The organism is Brucella sp. (assembly GCF_032066345.1).
Classification (GTDB): Bacteria; Pseudomonadota; Alphaproteobacteria; order Rhizobiales; family Rhizobiaceae; genus Brucella; species Brucella pseudogrignonensis.
The window spans coordinates 199,675-216,513 of sequence record NZ_DAMBKZ010000004.1 but is presented as its reverse complement, the minus strand read 5'-3'; the positions used below and the strand labels follow the sequence as shown (position 1 = coordinate 216,513).

Sequence of the window (16,839 nt, the reverse complement as noted above, 5' to 3'; positions counted from 1 at the left end):
AAGTAAAGCCCCGGTTTCCCGGGGCTTTTTGTTTTTTGAGTGCATTTCACTCAGGTCGGATTATGCTCTAGTCTTCGTCTGTTGCCATTTGCTTGAGCAACTCGCCCTTGCCGCGCTGGCGCATAATCATCGGCACGACGACTGCCGCGATTGCCAGTGCAATCAGCGTTATCGATACCCATGAATGTACCAGTGTCATCGGGTTGCCCTGGCTGATCTGCAGTGCCTGACGCAGACTTTTTTCTGCCATCGGTCCGAGGATCAGGCCCACGACAACCGGTGCAATCGGGTATGAGAAGCGGCGCAGCACATAGCCAAGCAAACCGAAAGCCAGAAGCAGACCCAGTTCAAACGATACCGGAAGACCTAACAGCATTGATGTCGATGCGTTGGCACCGATAGTACCCAGTGTAGCGAAGACCAGAATGCCCGCATAAAGCCAGTGGCGCGGGATGGTGAGCATCTTCACCCAAAGGCCGATCAGCGGTAGGTTCAGCACCAGCAGCATCAGATTGGCGACCAGAAGGCTTGCAACCAGCCCCCAAACCAGCGGCGCATTGGTGACAAAGAGCAATGGTCCCGGCTGCAAGCCGAATTGCTGGAAACCAGCCAGCATGATTGCCGCCGTTGCAGTGGTTGGCAGACCGAGAGTCAGCAGTGGCACGAGAGTACCCGCAGCCGATGCGTTGTTGGCGGCTTCCGGGCCTGCAACGCCTTCAATGGCGCCTTTGCCAAACTCTTCCGGATGTTTGGAGAACTGGCGTTCTGCCGAATAGGACAGAAAGCTTGAAACGTCCGCGCCGCCCGCTGGCATGGCGCCAATCGGAAAGCCGATTGCCGTTCCACGCAGCCATGGCATCCACGAGCGCTTCCAGTCATTCTTGGTCATCCAGACTGAGCCTTTGACGGCGATGACTTCATCGTCGGGGCTGAGCTTTTTGGAAACCACCGCCAAGGTCTCGCCAATAGCAAACAGCGCTACCGCAAGTGTGGTAACATTGATGCCATCGAGAAGGTTCGGCGTGCCCATGACCAGACGGGCCTGTCCGGTCAGCTGATCGATGCCGATTAGGCCAAGCGTCAGGCCGATGAACAGCGAGGTGAGGCCGCGCAATGTGGAATCGCCAAATGCCGCCGAGACAGTCATGAAGGCGAGCAGCATCAGCGCGAAATATTCCGAAGGTCCGAAGGAGAGGGCGAATTTCACCACCCATGGGGCCACAAATGCCAGAGCCAGCGTCGCAATCAGGCCCGCAATGAACGAGCCGATTGCAGCGGTTGCAAGGGCTGGCCCACCGCGCCCCGCTCGGGCCATTTTATTGCCCTCCAATGCCGTAACGATGGAGGCGCTTTCTCCGGGCGTATTCAGCAAGATCGAGGTGGTCGATCCGCCATACATGCCGCCGTAATAAATACCGGCAAACATGATGAGAGAACCGGCGGGGTCGAGTTTATAGGTAACGGGTAGGAGCAACGCCACTGTAAGTGCTGGGCCGATGCCCGGTAGCACGCCAACAGCCGTACCAAGTGTGACGCCAATCAGCGCGTAAATAAGGTTTGATGGCTCAAGGGCCACCAGTAGTCCGTTGGCGAGCAGAGTGATTGTATCCATGTTCTTTCGCCTTAAACGAATTGTTCAAGCCAGCCTGATGGCAGCGATAGCTGCAGGCCGCGTGCAAAAATGAACCAGATGACGAATGAGAAGACGATGCCGACCGGCACGCTTATCCAGAATTTGCGATAGCCAAATCCGCGCGCCGTTGCTGCAAACAGCAAGCCCGTTGCGATGGAAAAGCCCATGGTTTTCATGGTCAGCATCTGGATAACCAGACCGCCGACAATCCACGCCATAGGTGCAATTTCCTGATGTTCACGTTCGGGAAACTCGCCCTTCAATGCGCTGATTACGGTCCAGATAGACAGGATGAATAGCCCAGCTGCAATGATATAGGGCACGGTTTTAGGCCCAACGGGCGAGTAAGACAGCACATTGTTGCCATAGGCCGTGGACCAGGCAATTGCGATAGCAATTGCAGCAAGGATTAGGGCTATGACAAGAGCTGCGTAGTCTGGCGCCGTTCCAGCGGAACGGCGCTCTCCATGCTGTTCAGATCCTGTCATTTGACGAGGCCGATTTCCTTGAGGATGGTTTCAGTGGACGCCACATCTTTCTTGAGCTGCTCTTTAAAAGCATCGCCTGCAAGATAGGTATCGGCCCAGCCCTTGTCGGCCAGTGCCTTCTGCCAGGATTCAGATTTCACCATCTTTTCGACATCTGCATTGACGGCCGCTTCCTGTTCGGCGGTGATGCCCGGAGCGGCGCCGACCATGCGCCAGTTCTGGATCGAAACGTCGACGCCACCTTCCTTGAAGGTCGGAGCGTCGATGCCTTCAACGCGTTCATCGCTGGAAATACCGATAATGCGAAGCGTACCAGCCTTGATCTGTGGGTCGAATTCGCCATAGCCGGAAATGCCGACTGTTACCTGATTGCCAAGAATTGCAGCGAGCGCTTCGCCACCACCGGAAAAGGCAATGTAGTTGACTTTGGTTGGATCAACGCCTGCGGCCTTGGCAAAAAGACCAGCTGTGATGTGGTCCGTACCACCTGCCGAGCCGCCGCCCCAGGAAACGGAGCCCGGATCAGCCTTGAGCTTGGCAACAAGATCACCGAGGTTCTGAATGTCGGACGATGCCGGAACGACGATGGCTTCGTATTCGCCGGTGAGACGGGCAATTGGTGTAATCGCGTCGAGATTGACGGGCGAATTGTTGGTCAGGATCGCACCGACCATGACATAGCCGCCAACGATGAGCTGGCTCGGGTCGCCCTTGTTCTGGTTGACGAACTGCGCCAGGCCAATCGTGCCACCTGCGCCCGGAACGTTAATGACCTGAACGCTGCCGGAAATCTTTTCATCCTGAAGCACGTTCTGCATGGTGCGTGCTGTCTGGTCCCAGCCACCGCCCGGTGCTGCTGGCGCCAATACCTTGTAATCTTCAGCCGAAGCTGCACCCGCCATTGCAAGCGCTGCCACCGACGAAATGGCCAGAATCCATTTACGCATAAATCCTCCCTGAATGCACTTTGCGTGCATTTTGCTGCTGTCTTTGCGACAGCCCTCCTCAAAAACCCCTGCTTCCCAAGCAGAGACTCCTGATCTGGAGACTACAGGAGAGAATTACAATATACCAGCAAGCAGCATCGCTTGTTTTTACTTGCAATATCGTATTAGCAAAAAGTCTTATATGGCGATTTTATAGGGCTGAATAAGCGGCCCGGCTCGCTTGACGCTTATATCGGCGCGATGTAATACAGTTACGACGGTTCCCCGACCGAGAGTGAAGGGGATTAATAGGGAACACGGTGAGGACGACCCAAAAGGGACCGAGACCGTGGCTGCCCCCGCAACTGTAAGCGGATTGCCGTTCATCCTTGTGATGCCTCAAAGCGTCATGTCACTGAGACTGTTCCAAACAGCTCGGGAAGGCAGATGAACAGCGAGTATCTGTGAGCCAGGAGACCTGCCGTCTAACGTAGTCCATTGTCACGGGCGGGGATGCCCGGTGCAGGAGAGTTGGTTATGACAGCTTTAAGCGTCGCAGGACGTTGCCTCCCATCGTCATTCATATCCCCGGATATGTCCGTCTTCTTTACGCGCCGGATCGCTTCCGCCGTTTGATGCGGCTTTTTCTCTTATCATTTCGGGGTTTTAAATGAACTTTATCGGCAAGACGTCATTTCGCGTTGCCTTCTCAGCAGTTGCTATTCTTGCGAGTGGCTTCGCTGCACAAGCTGCTGAAACTCAGTATCCGCTGACGCTGAAAAATTGCGGTCGCGATGTTACGTTCAAACAGGCACCGACGCGCGCTGTGGCCGTTGGTCAGAGCAGTACAGAAATTCTTTACAGCCTCGGTCTTGGCGACAAAGTTGTCGGTACTGCGGTCTGGTTTGGCCCTGTTCTGAAGGGTTTTGAAGAAGTTAATGCAAAGGTCAAGCGCCTTGCGGACAATGACCCAAGCTTTGAAAGTGTGCTGGCGGAAAAGCCTGAAATCGTCACTGCTGATTTTCAGTGGCACGTTGGCCCGATGGGCATTGTCGGTAAGCCCGAACAATTTGAAGAACTGGGTATTCCAACCTACACCTCACCCTCCGATTGTGTAGGCAAGGATAACTCCGGCGGCGGCGATGGCGTCCGCACGGCACCTTTCAAGATGGAAATTGTCTATCAGGAAATCACTGAACTTGCCGAGATCTTCAATGTACAGGATCGCGGTGAAAAGCTCGTTGCGGACTTGAAGGCTCGTGAAGCTGCTGCGCGTGAGAAAATTGGCTCTACCAATGGCAAACTTTCTGCGATGGTCTGGTTCTCCAGCACGCAGATCGATGCCGATCCCTATGCAGCCGGTAAATTTGGTGCTCCCGCCTATATCCTTTCCGCGCTTGGCATCAAGAATGTGATCGAGAGTGAAGAAGAGTGGCCAACTGTTGGCTGGGAAACAATCGCGAAATCCAACCCGTCGATGATCGTTGCAGCGAAGCTTGATCGCCGTCGTTATCCTGCCGACGACATTGCTGTGAAGCACCAGTTCCTTGAAAGTGATGCTGTTACCAAGCTCATGCCAGCCGTCTCAGGCGGCCATGTCTTCGATATGGATGCGCAGTCGATGAGCACTTCGCTCCGCGTGATCGAAGGTATTGAAACGCTTGCTGCGGATATTGCCGCTTCGGATCTCAACAAGTGATAGCACGCGCAGCCACTTCTGGCATTCATCTTGGCAAGGGCATGAGCGGCAGGTTGCTTTTCGTAGCGCTGGCGCTTGTCCTGCTTCTCGGTGCCTTGTGGCTGGGCGCTGCAATTGGTGAAACTGCGATACCTCTGGACGTGGTGGCGAAAACAATCGCCAACCGCGTCTGGAATGCAGGTTATCCGCTTGAGCCGATAGATGAAGGTATTGTCTGGAGCTATCGTCTCAGTCGTGCGGTGGTTGCCGCATGTTGTGGTGCAGCACTTGCCCTTTCCGGTGTGGTGCTGCAATCGCTTCTACGTAACTCATTGGCCGACCCTTATATTCTGGGCATTTCCGCCGGTGCGTCCACAGGTGCGGTCAGCGTTGCCATTCTAGGCATTGGCGCTGGTGTTCTGTCGCTTTCGCTGGGTGCGTTTATAGGGGCAATCATAGCATTTCTTCTGGTCTCGCTGCTGGCGCTAAGAGCAGGGCGAGGAAACAGTGCAATCATTCTGGCAGGTATCGCGGGGTCTCAGCTCTTCAACGCATTGACTTCGTTTATCGTGACGAAGGCTGCAAATGCCGAGCAAGCTCGCGGCATCATGTTCTGGCTTCTCGGCAATCTGTCGGGTGTCCGCTGGCCTGACGCGGCACTTGCCTTTCCTGCATGTATCATTGGCCTTGCAATTTCCCTTTGGCACGCACGGGCGCTTGATGCCTTCACCTTCGGCTCTGAATCTGCCGCCTCGCTGGGTATTCCAGTGCGTCGCGTTTACGCGGTTCTGATTGGTGTCAGTGCAATGATGACGGCGGTCATGGTTTCCATTGTCGGCTCAATCGGCTTTATCGGCCTGGTTATTCCACATGCAGCCCGAATGGTCGTTGGCGTTCGCCATGGGCGATTGTTGCCGGCAGCCGCACTGATTGGTGCAATCTTCATGATCCTCGCCGATATCCTGTCACGAATAATCATTCCGGGTCAGGTTCTACCCATTGGGGTAATTACGGCTCTGGTCGGCGCACCGGCCTTTGCACTCTTGCTCGGGCAGAGGAGGGATCAATCATGATGCTTTCGACGAAAGATGTTGGCTGGTCGGCAGGTGGTGCAGAAATTCTGCGGGATGTTTCGCTTGATGTGCAAGAAGGGGAATTCCTCGGCATTATCGGACCGAATGGGTCCGGTAAAACGAGTTTGCTTTCACTGCTTTCCGGTGTGCGTCGCAGTCGCGCTGGCGAAGTAAAACTGTGCGGAACGCCGATCCATAAGCTCAACCGCCGTGAGATCGCGCGCAAACTTGCACTTGTCGAGCAGCAGGCAGGCACAACTGATCGCATCACTGCACGGCAAGCCGTTGAACTGGGGCGGACACCCTATCTGGGTGCTTTATCGCCATGGTCTGATGCGGATGATGTCATTGTCGAACGGGCTTTAGCCAATGTGGATATGGCGCATCTGGCAAATCGATATTGGCATACGCTTTCAGGCGGTGAACGTCAGCGCGTGCATATTGCGCGTGCGCTTGCGCAGGAGCCTCAGATTCTGCTTCTGGATGAGCCGACCAATCACCTCGATATTGGCCACCAGATTGGTTTGCTCGATCTTGTAAGGCGTCAAGAGCTAACAGTTGTTGCGGCACTTCATGACCTCAACCATGCGGCGATGTTCTGTGATCGTATCGCAGTGATGAACAAGGGGCAGATTGTGGCGCTGGGTACTCCGCGCGAGGTACTACGGGCCGAATGTATTCGCAGTGTTTTCGGTGTTGAAGTCGACGTCGAATACTATGGAGTACGCGGTTGCCATATTCGCTATCGCGCACCAGGTCATGAACAGCTGCATCTAAAGCAATCAGCATAAGCTAAATTAGAATATTTCCAGCAAAAATGGAAACCGGTTTTGCGTCGGATAATGCGATAAAACAAAGAGACAGAGCGGTTTCAATGATTCAGCGCTAGCAGAAACAACTCCTAATAAAAGTTGTTATTAAAGTAGAGTTACCTAATTTATATAATTTGTTGATGCTTATAAAACGATAATATGTTTCACTTTTTACTTAAGTTTGTCACGCTATTGTGACCCATTTTGTTGACAAACTGTTTCCGTTTCATTGACAGTTTGTTTATATGGGACATCTCGTGTTTGGATAAGTGCCGTTTCAACCGCTTGAGTTGGGCAGCATCACCTGAATGTACGATGCAGTCATATTGCGAATGTATTGTTATTTCTGGTTCCAGATATGCGGGCCGAATTCGATTCGCATAAGCTATTCGTGAAGAGAAGACGGTTCAGTTTGAATAAAGAAAGAATATTTGCATTCCGCTCTGCTTAGGCAGTTTTAAAGATGGAATGTGAAAAAGGCTGTTTTAATATCAATTATTGTGAGCATTATTCAGCGGCGACTTGGCTTTTTGACAGGTCGCCGCTTTTTTAACTACGGATACTGCGCACCCGTGACGGTCAAATAGACCGCGTAGAGCGATTTCGTTGCCGCAATGAAAAGCCGGTTGCGACGTGGGCCGCCAAAAGTGACATTTGCAACAGTTTGTGGCGTCTTGATCTTGCCGAGAAGCTGGCCTTCTGGCGAGAAACAATGAACGCCGTCGCCTGCGCTTGTCCAAAGATTGCCGTCCGTGTCGAAGCGAAAGCCATCTGGCAGGCCGTTATCAATCGTGCAGAAAATATTACCACCCGTGACACGCTTGCCGTCATCAACGACATCGAAAACCCGGATATGACGGGGCGCTTTTTCGTCGTGGCTATAGGCGCTGTCGGCAACAAACAGCTTTGTTTCATCGGGCGAAAATGCGAGGCCGTTTGGCTGCACAAAGTCTGTGATGACGGCAGTAAGCTCACCGCTTTTAGGATCCAATCGATAGACATTGCGTGTTGGCTGTTCGGGATCGGCTTTATAGCCTTCATAGTCTGCCAAAATGCCATAGGTCGGATCGGTAAACCAAATGGTGCCGTCAGAGCGTACGATAACATCATTTGGTGCGTTGAGCTTCTTGCCCTGATAGCTGTCCGCAAGCACGGTGATGCTACCGTCAACTTCCGTGCGGGTAACACGACGCCCGCCATGCTCACAGGAAACGAGCCGTCCTTCACGGTCGCGCGTATTGCCATTGGCAAAATTCGAAGGCTGACGGAACACAGAAACGCCGCCTTCCGGCACCCAACGCAAAATACGCTGGTTGGGAATGTCGCTCCATAGCAGGCAGTTCAGATCACTAAACCAGACCGGGCCTTCGGCCCAGCGACAATCGCTGTAAAGTTCATCAAGACCAGCGCTCGAAACAAACATCTGTCTGAAGCGTTCATCGTGAATTTCGTAAATCGAATGATTTTGAGACAAGGAAATAGCTCCGGGGAATGTTGTTTAACGCTCAGGTCTGCGGCTGCTGGCAAGGAAAATCACCGCAATGATGGTGAGCCCTGTCAGGACCAGACGAACACCGGCACCAAAGCCATAGGTGTTGAGCATTGAGACTATGAGGAACATGAAGAGTGCGGCACCCCAAATACCAGGGATGTTGGAATCGCCACCTGCTACTGCCGTGCCGCCAATGATGACGACTGCAATCGACATCAGCAGATATTCAGCGCCCATATTGAGTGCTGCGCCACCAGAAAAACAGGCAAGCAGGAAGCCGCAGAGCGAAGCCAGAACTGCGCAGAGCAGATAGGTCACGAAGCGTGTGCCTTCGACTGGAACACCTGCCATACGTGCTGCAAACGGATTTTGCCCGATGGCTGAAATCCAGCGGCCATAAATGCTTTTCTTGAGAAGCACCCAGCCTAAAACCGACAGGAGCAGGGCCACGATTGCAACATTGGGAATGCCAAAGACAGAGGAGGTGGTGAACTGTGCCAGAACTTCAGGCGGCTTTACGCGCAGACCGCGATTGCTCCAGATGGCAGTCGACTGGATAAGAAAGCTCATCGACAGGGTTGCGATGATTGGCGGGATGCGCAGCAGCTTGATCAGCGCATAATTGCAGATGCCAATACCAAGGCCGATCAGAAGTGCAACCGCAAGCCCTGCCAGCACCATGCTGTCTTGCGAGTCCATGAGCTTCAATGCCAATGTTGCGGCAAGCGTCATGGTGGCTGGAACCGATAGGTCGATATTGCCGGGGCCAAGCGTGATGACGAACATCTGTCCGAGGCCGACAATCACCGAGAACGATGCGAAGGTGAAGGCCGCGTGAGAAAGTCCTGCGGCACCCGCGCCGCCCGTAAACAATACGGTGATAATCCAGACCGCAATGGTTGTGATGAACGACCATATCCATGGACGACTTGTGAGAACGGAGACGGTGCTCATTGCTTTTTCTCCCTGCGGTCGAGGCGATTGAGGAAGAGGCGAAGCGCAAGCACGACGATGAGGATTCCGCCCTGCGCGCCAATCTGCCAGTCGGGTGAGATACGCATGAAGGAGAGAAATGAACCCGCAAGTGTGAGTGTCAGCGCTCCGATGACTGCGCCAACGGGAGAAATGCGGCCGCCAACAAATTCACCACCACCAAGTATGACACCGGCAATGGAGAGCAGCGTATAACGCAGCGCGATATTGGCATCTGCCGAGGTGGTCAGTCCTACAAGCGCGATACCGGCAAGCACTGCAAAAAGGGCAGCAAGCGCATAGGTTCCGGCGCGGATTGCGGTGATCGACCAGCCCGCACGCTCAATGGAACGCCCATTGCCACCTGCGCCACGCATCAGCACACCGAAGGTTGTGCGCATGACGATGAAATGCGTGACAATGGCAATCAGAATGCTTGCTACAATAGCCATTGGTACGAATGGCGGCTTGGTTGTCATAATCCAGCGTGCCCAGTCAGGTGCCTGACCGCCGGGTGAGGGCAGGAGCAAAACGGCAAGGCCACCCCACACGAACGACATTCCGAGTGTGACGACGATAGATGGCAGATTGCGCAGATGGATGATGGCACCCAGTGCTGCATAGGCTGCAATCGCTGCTGCAAGGATCAGAACACCGATCAGGGGCGCCGTGTTGAGATAGGTCGCGGCTACACAGACCACGAAGCTCACGAAGGTTCCCATCGAGAGATCAAGGTCATTGACCGCCATGATGAGCATCTGCGCGATTGTTGCGAGTGCAATCGGTACTGCGAGATTGAACAGCAGGTTAAGGCCGGTATAGCTCATGGCACGCGGCTGCATATAGAAAACAGCGGCCAGCAGCAAAGCGAGCGAGAAAACTGGCGTAAGCAGGCGGAGGGATGAAGCGGAGAGACGCATTATTCGTGTCCTCCCTCAAAGGATGCAGCAAGCACGTTCTTTTCCGTGATTTCGTCGCCGACCAATTCTGTCACGATTGCACCGTCGCGGAAGACATAGACACGATCACATAGTTCGATCTCGTCCATTTCGGTGGAATACCAGACAAAGGTACGGCCATTTTCTGCTTCATGGCGCAGGATTTCATAGACTTCCTGCTTCGTGCCAACATCCACGCCGCGCATGGGATCGTCCATCAGGATGGCGTTGGCAGTGGTGGCAAGTGCGCGGGCAAAAAGCACTTTCTGCTGATTGCCGCCGGAAAGCGAAAGAATGCGATTGCCCATATCGGGTGTGCGGATCTGGATCTTGTCTTTCCATTGCGCGCCGAGCTGATCTTCATGGCTCTGATTGACAAGCTTCAGCGATGAAAGGCGATCAAGCGAACCTATGGTGAGATTGTGCAGGATGCTCCAGAGCGGAAACGTGCCGTTAAGGCTGCGATCACCGGCTACGAAGGCGATTTCGCAATTGCGCGCAGGCAACCAGTTTGGCCGACGCGCATAATAAAGATCGAGTAGCATCTTGGTCTGGCCGTGACCTGCGAGCCCAGCGAGGCCGATAACTTCGCCCTTGAAAGCCTGAAACGGCTTGCTGTCATGGGCGCGCTTTTTTGCAGAGAGAACAGCTGTGCCCGTCGTGTCGGCTTTTGCCGCGCGGCGTGCCGCTTTTTCACGTTCGACACTCCCCATGGCTTCGACAAGGCTGCGGTTTGTGAAATCGCCTGCTGTGCGATTGGCGACAACCTTACCGTCTTTCATCACGACGATGCGGTCGGATGTTGAGAGGATTTCACCAAGCATATGCGAAATGAGGATCACCGAACCGCCTGTGCCGACAAAGCGACGGACATAGGCCATCAGCTGTGCAGCAATGCCTGCATCGAGCGATGAGGTCGGTTCATCGAGAATGACGAGCTTCGGCGGCGTGCCGGGGGCGGTGAAGTTGATGGCGATTTCGACCATCTGCCGTTCAGCAATGGACAACTCATCAACGGTTGCCGCGCAATCGATCTTGTGACCGGGGAAAATCTCACTGAGCTTTTTTGCAATGAGATCAACAGCCTTGCCGCGCCAGTTCGCGCCCGTAAGGTCGCGCTGCATGATGCGGACATTTTCGGCAATTGTCAGATTAGGGAAAAGCGACAGCTCCTGAAAGACGCAGCGGATGCCGTGCTTGCGGGCAGTCGCCACGCCATGGCCTGCCTCAGCGTGATAGGAGAGGCTGCCTTCATGCGGGGTGAGGCCGCCATTGATGACATTGACGATAGTGGATTTGCCTGCGCCATTATGGCCGACAAGTCCGACACATTCGCCTTCATGGATCACAAGTTCAGCGCCATCCAGTGCCTTAACCGCACCGAACTGCACGCGAATATTGCGTGCGGCGACGACCTCGCCTTTGTCGATTGTATGAGACATGCATCCGAACTGTATTGGAGATAAGGGAGGGGCAGGCATGAAACACGCCCACCCCCTGGGAGAAACGCGTTATTTCGCGTCTGCGATGACCTTCTGTGCGTCTTCCAGCGAATATTCGACATTCGCAACGCCACCCTTCTGGGTATTTCCGAGATCCTTATCGAGCGATTCCTGGCTGACGCTCAGGAACGGAACGACGAGGTCTTTCTTGACTTCTTTGCCATCAAGAATCTGCTGTGCGACCCAGAAAGCCAATGTTGAAACGCCCGGCGCGATGGAAACCGACATGGTTTCATAGCCATTCGCATCTTTCTGCTGCTTCCACCACTGCAGTTCGTCTTCACGGTTGCCCATGATGATGATCGGCGTTTCGCGCTTTGCAGCGGCAAAGGCCTGTGCAGCGCCATAACCGTCTCCGCCCTGTGTTACCACGGCGTCGATCTTCGGCAGGCTTGGCAGAACGCCTGCGACTGCACGCTGTGCAACATCTGCAGCCCAGTCACCATGCACAGAGCCTACGATTTTGAAGTTCGGATGCTTCTTCACGCCTTCCTGAATACCGGCGTGCATTTCGTCATCAACGGAAACGCCTGCAAGGCCGCGAATTTCAAGCAGATTTCCGCCTTCCGGCAGACGCTTTGCGAGATATTCAACCTGACCTTCGCCCATGGCTTTGAAGTCAACCGCAATACGCCATGCGCAAGGCTCGGTGACAATGCCGTCAAACGAAACGACTGTGATGCCCGCATCGCAGGCTTCTTTCACTGCGCCGTTAAGAGCGGTTGGCGATGCGGCATTGATAACGATGGCATCATAGCCTTGCAAAATCATGTTCTGGATTTGCGCTGCCTGCTCGGTGGCCTGATTTTCAGCGGTGGTGAAAGCATCGGCTGCAGAAACTGCACCTGCGCTGACGGCTTCCTTCGTCACCTTGTCCCAGCTCTGTAGCATGGCCTGACGCCATGAGTTGCCGGCATAATTGTTGGAGAAGGCGATCTTTTTCGATGATGTGTCGGCAAAAGCGCTACCGCTTGCCATAAATGTGGCGAGTGCGGCGGATGCCAAAAGAATTTTCCCAAGCTTCATTTCATTCCTCCCAGTTACAAATATCCGCCCCGCAGTGCGCAATAACACTTCGGATTGTTCGAATTTGAATGTGGCGCGAAACCTCCCGCACCGCCGCTCCTCAACGGCACCAACTTGCCCGTGACATTTCCTGTTGTCTTGCGGGCAATTTTCTGGTGAAGCGAGGATGAAATAAATGCGTTGCGCTGTGAAGGCTGATCGAAGCAACCATGCTGCGGGTTTGCGCAGCAAAATTGCGGGAACCCGCAAGACGCGCCGGTAGAGAAGCGGCGTAATATAAGAGCAAAGCAATCTGTCTTTGGGAGGAGAGTCGCTTGCTGGAACTAGCACCTGCGCGCCTGCTTGACCGCTATCTGAATATTTCCAGATTGCTGGCAGGCCAGCTCGATTTCGATTCCATCATTCAGGCCGTTGCTGCCGAGATCAATCATATCCTGCCCTATGACCATCTCGATGTCTGCATCAAGATGATCGATGGCAAGTTTCATATTGCCTATGAAAGCGGGATTGAGACAGCATGGAGCCGCAACCCGCCCGCGCTTTTGTCAGGAAGTCCGATCCGCACGCTACTGTCCGGCGAGGTCGCCTATTTGCTGACGGACGACGCGCGAACCGATCCGCGCTTTCATTTTGAAGGTGCGTTTTCGACGCCGATCATTGAGCATGATCTCAAAGCTCGCCTGCATGTGCCGCTGAAAGCGCAAGGAAATATCATTGGTGCGTTGAGCTGTTCGAGTTTGCAAACAGGCAGTTATTCGACGCGTGACGTGGAAAATGCGCAATCGATTGCCGATCTTCTGGCACCATATTTCTTTGCAATCCGTGCTGCTGAGCAGGCCAAGCGCTCGGCGATTGTGGAGACGGAAGCGCGGGCCCGCGAAGAAGGTTTGCGCTTTGGCGCGCTCAAACTCACCGAGGCTCTGGAGATCGAACGCCATCGTATCGGCATGGATTTGCACGATCAAACCTTGGCTGATCTTACGCGTCTCGCCCGTCATGTGGAGCGGCTGACGCGCGCGCCCGACCTTTCCGGCGAACAGCTTGAGCCGCTATTCCGCGGTTTGCAGCACTGTATGCAGGATCTTCGTCAAATCATTGAAGAAGCAAAACCTTCCGTGCTTCAGCTGTTTGGCTTTGCGCAGGCAACGGAGAACCATCTTGACCGCTCGATCCGCGAAAGCGGCGCTGCGATTGAGTGGTTTCTGGAAGACCAGAGCGACGGCATGACCGACAGGCTTGAAGAGACGGTCGCGACTTCGCTTTTCCGCATTGTGCAGGAAGCAATCAACAATGCGATCCGTCATGCTCTGGCTGGGGAAATCCGCGTTCGCCTCCGCGATAAGGGTGGTCGGCTTCTCGTTGAAGTTATGGATGACGGCATTGGTATGGATCGTCAGGCGCAGCGTATCGGCCATGGTATCGATAATATGCGCACAAGAGCACGGCTCATTTCTGCGAGCTTTGCCATCAGAAAGAACACGGACGGCAGTGGCACATGCGTAACGATCCACCTGCCGCCGGAAATGTATGAACCAATTGGAGGGTAAGATGCAGGTTCTGATCGTGGAGGATGATCCGTTGCATCGCACCTATCTGGGTGAAGCGATCCGTGCGGCACTGCCCGAATGCAGTGATGTGCTGGAAGCGGATAATGGCTCGACTGGTGAAAAGCTGGCCCGAATGCATCGTTCAGCACATATTGTGATGGACCTGCAGATGAGTGGGCGTAACGGTATTGAAGCCGCACGCACCATCTGGAAGGAAAATCCGGAAACCCGCATTCTGTTCTGGTCGAATTACGCCGATGAAGCCTATGTGCGCGGTGTCTCGCGTATCGTGCCGGAAGGTGCGGCCTATGGCTATGTGCTGAAATCGGCTTCCGACGACAAGCTGCGCTTGGCACTCCGCAGCATTTTTGTCGAAGCGCAATGCGTGATCGACCGTGAAGTGCGCGGCCTACAGCAAAAAAGCCTCGGTCACGCCAGCGGGTTCAGTGAAAGCGAATATGAAATTCTGATCGATATAGCACTTGGCCTGACGGATCGTGTCATCGCGCGTCGGCGTAACCTGTCGCTCAGAAGCGTTCAGAACAGATTACAGCAACTCTATGAAAAGCTTGGTGTCTATCAGGAAAAGGGTGAGCCGGAGGAGGGCCGATTCAACCTCCGTGCTCGTGCTGTGACGGTTGCGCTGTTGCGCAAGCTTTTAAATTACAGCGCGTTGGAACGCGCCGAAATTGAGTTGAATGACTGGATTAGCCGACAGCCGCCTTCAGGCGACGCTGCTCCAGATCGAGGCCGAGTTCCTTCGCGCGAGCAATGATGGGTATAAAGCGGCGCTGCTTCTTTTCTGCGTGATTTGAAGCAATGTCCGCAATGCGGTGCTTGAGGAAGGGGTTTAGGAAGCGCTCGCGAACGGTAATAACATAGGCTTCAGCCTGTTCGCCCAGACCATCAGCGGCAAAAACCGGCAGAACTTCTTCGCGCCAAAGCGCTTCAAGTTCATTGCGGATAGTTTCGTCGTTCATTGCTTCCAGCACGATTTCATCTTTCTGACGATTACCGTTCAGCCATTGCTCCGCAATGAAAGTGTGACCGAGATTAAGCAGATAGAGCTTTAGACGCTCATAAAGCGCAAGATTGTCCGTCACGGCGATGTCGGGATGCGTGCAGGGAAGCGTGAGTCCGTCTGTCTGTTCAATGGCCCAGATCGCATAGGGTTCGGCAATTGCACCGACCGGATCGATCGGTTCTGATACGATGCGATCAACGAGGCTGTTGGCAAAAACACAATTGCTTTCAATCCATTGGGTGAAAGCTTTCGGCAAGCTCCAGCTTTCTGCAAGACCAAGCACAATCGAGCGCAGCTTGTCGCCATTGCGCGAGATCAGCTCGCACGGGAAAATCGACAGCGGCGCATCTGGATTGATCTGCCAGCGATGATGCAGCAGCACAAGCAGTTTGGCGGGAAAGCTTTTAGGAAGGCGGTCGATTTCGCTTAGCAGGGAAACATCGTCAGCTGCATCCAGCTCAAAACCTTTGTCGCCAGTATTGGACAGGATCACCTGAACCTGTGCGCTCAAGGCGCGTATGGCTTGCCAGTCGGAGTGGGCGGAATAGGCGGCACTCACGCTTTTTGCCTGATGTTTTTCATCAACGGGCTTGCCGTCACGCAATCCGCGAATGATGACCGGATAGCCTTCTCCACTGTTCAGCGCTGCAATGCGGCGTGCGCTTTCAGGGTTGGATGTGGTCTGAACAATGGCAATTGTGCCGATCGCGTCACCTTTATCCAGTGCTTCCGAAATGAAGAAATCCGCATGTCCGAGCAGAAAACGGCTTGTTCCAAACTGTAGAATCGATGGCTGCGCGGTCATGTATTCCTCCCTTGAATTGTTCTGAAATAGCTATGCCAGTGGGTAAAATTGGTCAAGCCACTCTTTAAAAGTCATCTAAAACAAGGTGCGACAAAACTGACGAATTAGCCAATATGTAATAATAACAATAGAATAGGCCATATTGCACTTTTTGTGGCTTCAAAATATGGTAAGGCCAATTTGGGAGAGAGCATGAGCGAGCATATTGGCTCCGTGGAACCACGGAGGCTTTACCAACAGATTGCCGACCGGGTCAGACTGCTGATCCGCGAAGGCCATTTTCCGGCTGGAAGCAGACTTCCCGCCGAGCGCGAACTTGCGCATCAGCTGGGCGTGTCGCGCCCTTCCTTACGTGAAGCACTGATCGCGCTTGAAATTGCAGGCAATGTCGAAATCCGCATGGGTTCGGGGATCTATGTTGCAGCTGAGGAAACACGACTCCCAGCACAAGCCGGTTCGATTGGCGAAAGCCCGCTCGAAATCATGCAGGCGCGCTCGCTGATCGAAGGCAGTGCCGTCATCATGGCTTGCAGCCAGATCAACACGGAAGCGCTGGAACGCCTGCGCGGCAATCTTGATGCGATGCGGCTACAGATTGAAGCGGAACGCAAGCCGATCGAACTGGACCGCCAGTTTCATCTGATCATTGCCGAGCAATCGGGCAATTCGGTTGTTGCCCGTATCGTGCGTGATTTGTTTGACGAGCGTCATAGTCCGCTGACTGCGCAAATGCGTACCCGATATGAGAATGCCGAAACATGGACATATGCTTTGGCAGAGCATGAGAAGATTTATGCTGCACTGGAGGCGAGGGATCCGCTTCTGGCGCAGGCAGCGATGCGAACGCATCTGGATACATCAAAGCAGCGATGGATGGAGAACGAGCCCAGATAGTTGGGCTCATGTTTAACGCTGTTGCGATC

15 protein-coding genes and 1 riboswitch are annotated in these 16,839 nt (G+C 54.0%); of the genes, 6 read left to right on the top strand and 9 right to left on the bottom strand.

What is annotated here, in order from left to right:
* Positions 1 to 67: 67 nt before the first annotated feature.
* The 3 genes from RT142_RS07440 to RT142_RS07430 are packed head-to-tail and all read right to left on the bottom strand — an operon-like array spanning position 68 to position 3,068.
* Positions 68 to 1,612: a tripartite tricarboxylate transporter permease gene (locus RT142_RS07440; protein WP_285534958.1), complete on the bottom strand. Its 1,545-nt coding sequence runs from the start codon at positions 1,610 to 1,612 to the stop codon at positions 68 to 70.
* A gap of 11 nt (positions 1,613 to 1,623) precedes the next feature.
* On the bottom strand, positions 1,624 to 2,121 hold the full coding sequence (locus RT142_RS07435) for a tripartite tricarboxylate transporter TctB family protein (RefSeq protein WP_112806840.1): 498 nt from the start codon (positions 2,119 to 2,121) through the stop codon (positions 1,624 to 1,626).
* Positions 2,118 to 3,068: a Bug family tripartite tricarboxylate transporter substrate binding protein gene (locus tag RT142_RS07430; protein WP_064321865.1), complete on the bottom strand. Its 951-nt coding sequence runs from the start codon at positions 3,066 to 3,068 to the stop codon at positions 2,118 to 2,120. Before RT142_RS07430 ends, RT142_RS07435 begins: the two co-directional genes overlap by 4 nt.
* 240 nt (positions 3,069 to 3,308) lie before the next feature.
* Positions 3,309 to 3,548: riboswitch (cobalamin riboswitch) on the top strand.
* A 169-nt stretch (positions 3,549 to 3,717) separates the two neighbouring features.
* On the opposite strand from RT142_RS07430, the gene RT142_RS07425 reads away from it, so the two are divergent.
* From RT142_RS07425 to RT142_RS07415, 3 genes are read left to right on the top strand one after another with little or no spacing between them, the layout of a single operon-like run.
* Complete coding sequence (locus RT142_RS07425; protein WP_064321864.1) at positions 3,718 to 4,746, top strand: ABC transporter substrate-binding protein; 1,029 nt, start codon at positions 3,718 to 3,720, stop codon at positions 4,744 to 4,746.
* A gap of 41 nt (positions 4,747 to 4,787) precedes the next feature.
* Positions 4,788 to 5,798 carry an iron ABC transporter permease gene (locus RT142_RS07420; protein WP_313028249.1) on the top strand — a complete coding sequence of 337 codons (1,011 nt, stop codon included), beginning with the start codon at positions 4,788 to 4,790 and terminating at the stop codon, positions 5,796 to 5,798.
* Positions 5,795 to 6,589: an ABC transporter ATP-binding protein gene (locus RT142_RS07415; protein ID WP_313028159.1), complete on the top strand. Its 795-nt coding sequence runs from the start codon at positions 5,795 to 5,797 to the stop codon at positions 6,587 to 6,589. The genes RT142_RS07420 and RT142_RS07415 overlap by 4 nt, the downstream gene beginning before the upstream one ends.
* 574 nt (positions 6,590 to 7,163) lie before the next feature.
* Here RT142_RS07415 and RT142_RS07410 read toward each other — a convergent pair.
* From RT142_RS07410 to RT142_RS07390, 5 genes are all read right to left on the bottom strand, one after another.
* Positions 7,164 to 8,033 carry an SMP-30/gluconolactonase/LRE family protein gene (locus tag RT142_RS07410; protein WP_094544705.1) on the bottom strand — a complete coding sequence of 290 codons (870 nt, stop codon included), beginning with the start codon at positions 8,031 to 8,033 and terminating at the stop codon, positions 7,164 to 7,166.
* A gap of 75 nt (positions 8,034 to 8,108) precedes the next feature.
* Positions 8,109 to 9,056, bottom strand: coding sequence for an ABC transporter permease (locus RT142_RS07405; protein WP_313028157.1), 948 nt, complete (start codon positions 9,054 to 9,056; stop codon positions 8,109 to 8,111).
* Complete coding sequence (locus RT142_RS07400) at positions 9,053 to 9,994, bottom strand: ABC transporter permease (RefSeq protein WP_313028155.1); 942 nt, start codon at positions 9,992 to 9,994, stop codon at positions 9,053 to 9,055. The genes RT142_RS07405 and RT142_RS07400 overlap by 4 nt, the downstream gene beginning before the upstream one ends.
* Positions 9,994 to 11,454 carry a sugar ABC transporter ATP-binding protein gene (locus tag RT142_RS07395; protein ID WP_313028153.1) on the bottom strand — a complete coding sequence of 487 codons (1,461 nt, stop codon included), beginning with the start codon at positions 11,452 to 11,454 and terminating at the stop codon, positions 9,994 to 9,996. The genes RT142_RS07400 and RT142_RS07395 overlap by 1 nt, the downstream gene beginning before the upstream one ends.
* A 69-nt stretch (positions 11,455 to 11,523) precedes the next feature.
* Positions 11,524 to 12,540 carry an ABC transporter substrate-binding protein gene (locus tag RT142_RS07390; RefSeq protein ID WP_313028152.1) on the bottom strand — a complete coding sequence of 339 codons (1,017 nt, stop codon included), beginning with the start codon at positions 12,538 to 12,540 and terminating at the stop codon, positions 11,524 to 11,526.
* A gap of 314 nt (positions 12,541 to 12,854) precedes the next feature.
* Here RT142_RS07390 and RT142_RS07385 point away from each other — a divergent pair, with 314 nt between their 5' ends.
* Entirely contained in the window at positions 12,855 to 14,087 is a 1,233-nt protein-coding gene (locus RT142_RS07385; RefSeq protein WP_007879625.1) for a GAF domain-containing sensor histidine kinase, read from the top strand.
* A gap of 1 nt (position 14,088) precedes the next feature.
* Positions 14,089 to 14,862 (top strand): response regulator transcription factor, encoded by a 774-nt coding sequence (locus RT142_RS07380; protein ID WP_007879622.1) that lies wholly within the window; start codon positions 14,089 to 14,091, stop codon positions 14,860 to 14,862.
* Here RT142_RS07380 and RT142_RS07375 read toward each other — a convergent pair.
* Positions 14,795 to 15,916 carry a mannitol dehydrogenase family protein gene (locus tag RT142_RS07375; protein ID WP_313028149.1) on the bottom strand — a complete coding sequence of 374 codons (1,122 nt, stop codon included), beginning with the start codon at positions 15,914 to 15,916 and terminating at the stop codon, positions 14,795 to 14,797. The two genes, RT142_RS07380 and RT142_RS07375, sit on opposite strands and share 68 nt — an antisense overlap.
* A gap of 192 nt (positions 15,917 to 16,108) precedes the next feature.
* Between RT142_RS07375 and RT142_RS07370 the strand changes: the two genes are divergently transcribed.
* On the top strand, positions 16,109 to 16,810 hold the full coding sequence (locus RT142_RS07370; RefSeq protein ID WP_313028148.1) for a FadR/GntR family transcriptional regulator: 702 nt from the start codon (positions 16,109 to 16,111) through the stop codon (positions 16,808 to 16,810).
* The last annotated feature ends 29 nt before the right edge of the window (positions 16,811 to 16,839 follow it).

Excerpts from the sequence above, each read along its gene's own strand:
- RT142_RS07400 (WP_313028155.1), bottom strand. The coding sequence starts at position 9,994 with ATGCGTCTCTCCGCTTCATCCCTCCGCCTGCTTACGCCAGTTTTCTCG.
- RT142_RS07405 (WP_313028157.1), bottom strand. The coding sequence starts at position 9,056 with ATGAGCACCGTCTCCGTTCTCACAAGTCGTCCATGGATATGGTCGTTC.
- RT142_RS07410 (WP_094544705.1), bottom strand. The coding sequence starts at position 8,033 with ATGTTTGTTTCGAGCGCTGGTCTTGATGAACTTTACAGCGATTGTCGC.
- RT142_RS07435 (WP_112806840.1), bottom strand. The coding sequence starts at position 2,121 with ATGACAGGATCTGAACAGCATGGAGAGCGCCGTTCCGCTGGAACGGCG.
- RT142_RS07425 (WP_064321864.1), top strand. The coding sequence starts at position 3,718 with ATGAACTTTATCGGCAAGACGTCATTTCGCGTTGCCTTCTCAGCAGTT.
- RT142_RS07370 (WP_313028148.1), top strand. The coding sequence starts at position 16,109 with ATGAGCGAGCATATTGGCTCCGTGGAACCACGGAGGCTTTACCAACAG.
- RT142_RS07395 (WP_313028153.1), bottom strand. The coding sequence starts at position 11,454 with ATGTCTCATACAATCGACAAAGGCGAGGTCGTCGCCGCACGCAATATT.
- RT142_RS07420 (WP_313028249.1), top strand. The coding sequence starts at position 4,788 with ATGAGCGGCAGGTTGCTTTTCGTAGCGCTGGCGCTTGTCCTGCTTCTC.
- RT142_RS07415 (WP_313028159.1), top strand. The coding sequence starts at position 5,795 with ATGATGCTTTCGACGAAAGATGTTGGCTGGTCGGCAGGTGGTGCAGAA.
- RT142_RS07440 (WP_285534958.1), bottom strand. The coding sequence starts at position 1,612 with ATGGATACAATCACTCTGCTCGCCAACGGACTACTGGTGGCCCTTGAG.
- RT142_RS07390 (WP_313028152.1), bottom strand. The coding sequence starts at position 12,540 with ATGAAGCTTGGGAAAATTCTTTTGGCATCCGCCGCACTCGCCACATTT.
- RT142_RS07430 (WP_064321865.1), bottom strand. The coding sequence starts at position 3,068 with ATGCGTAAATGGATTCTGGCCATTTCGTCGGTGGCAGCGCTTGCAATG.
- RT142_RS07380 (WP_007879622.1), top strand. The coding sequence starts at position 14,089 with ATGCAGGTTCTGATCGTGGAGGATGATCCGTTGCATCGCACCTATCTG.
- RT142_RS07375 (WP_313028149.1), bottom strand. The coding sequence starts at position 15,916 with ATGACCGCGCAGCCATCGATTCTACAGTTTGGAACAAGCCGTTTTCTG.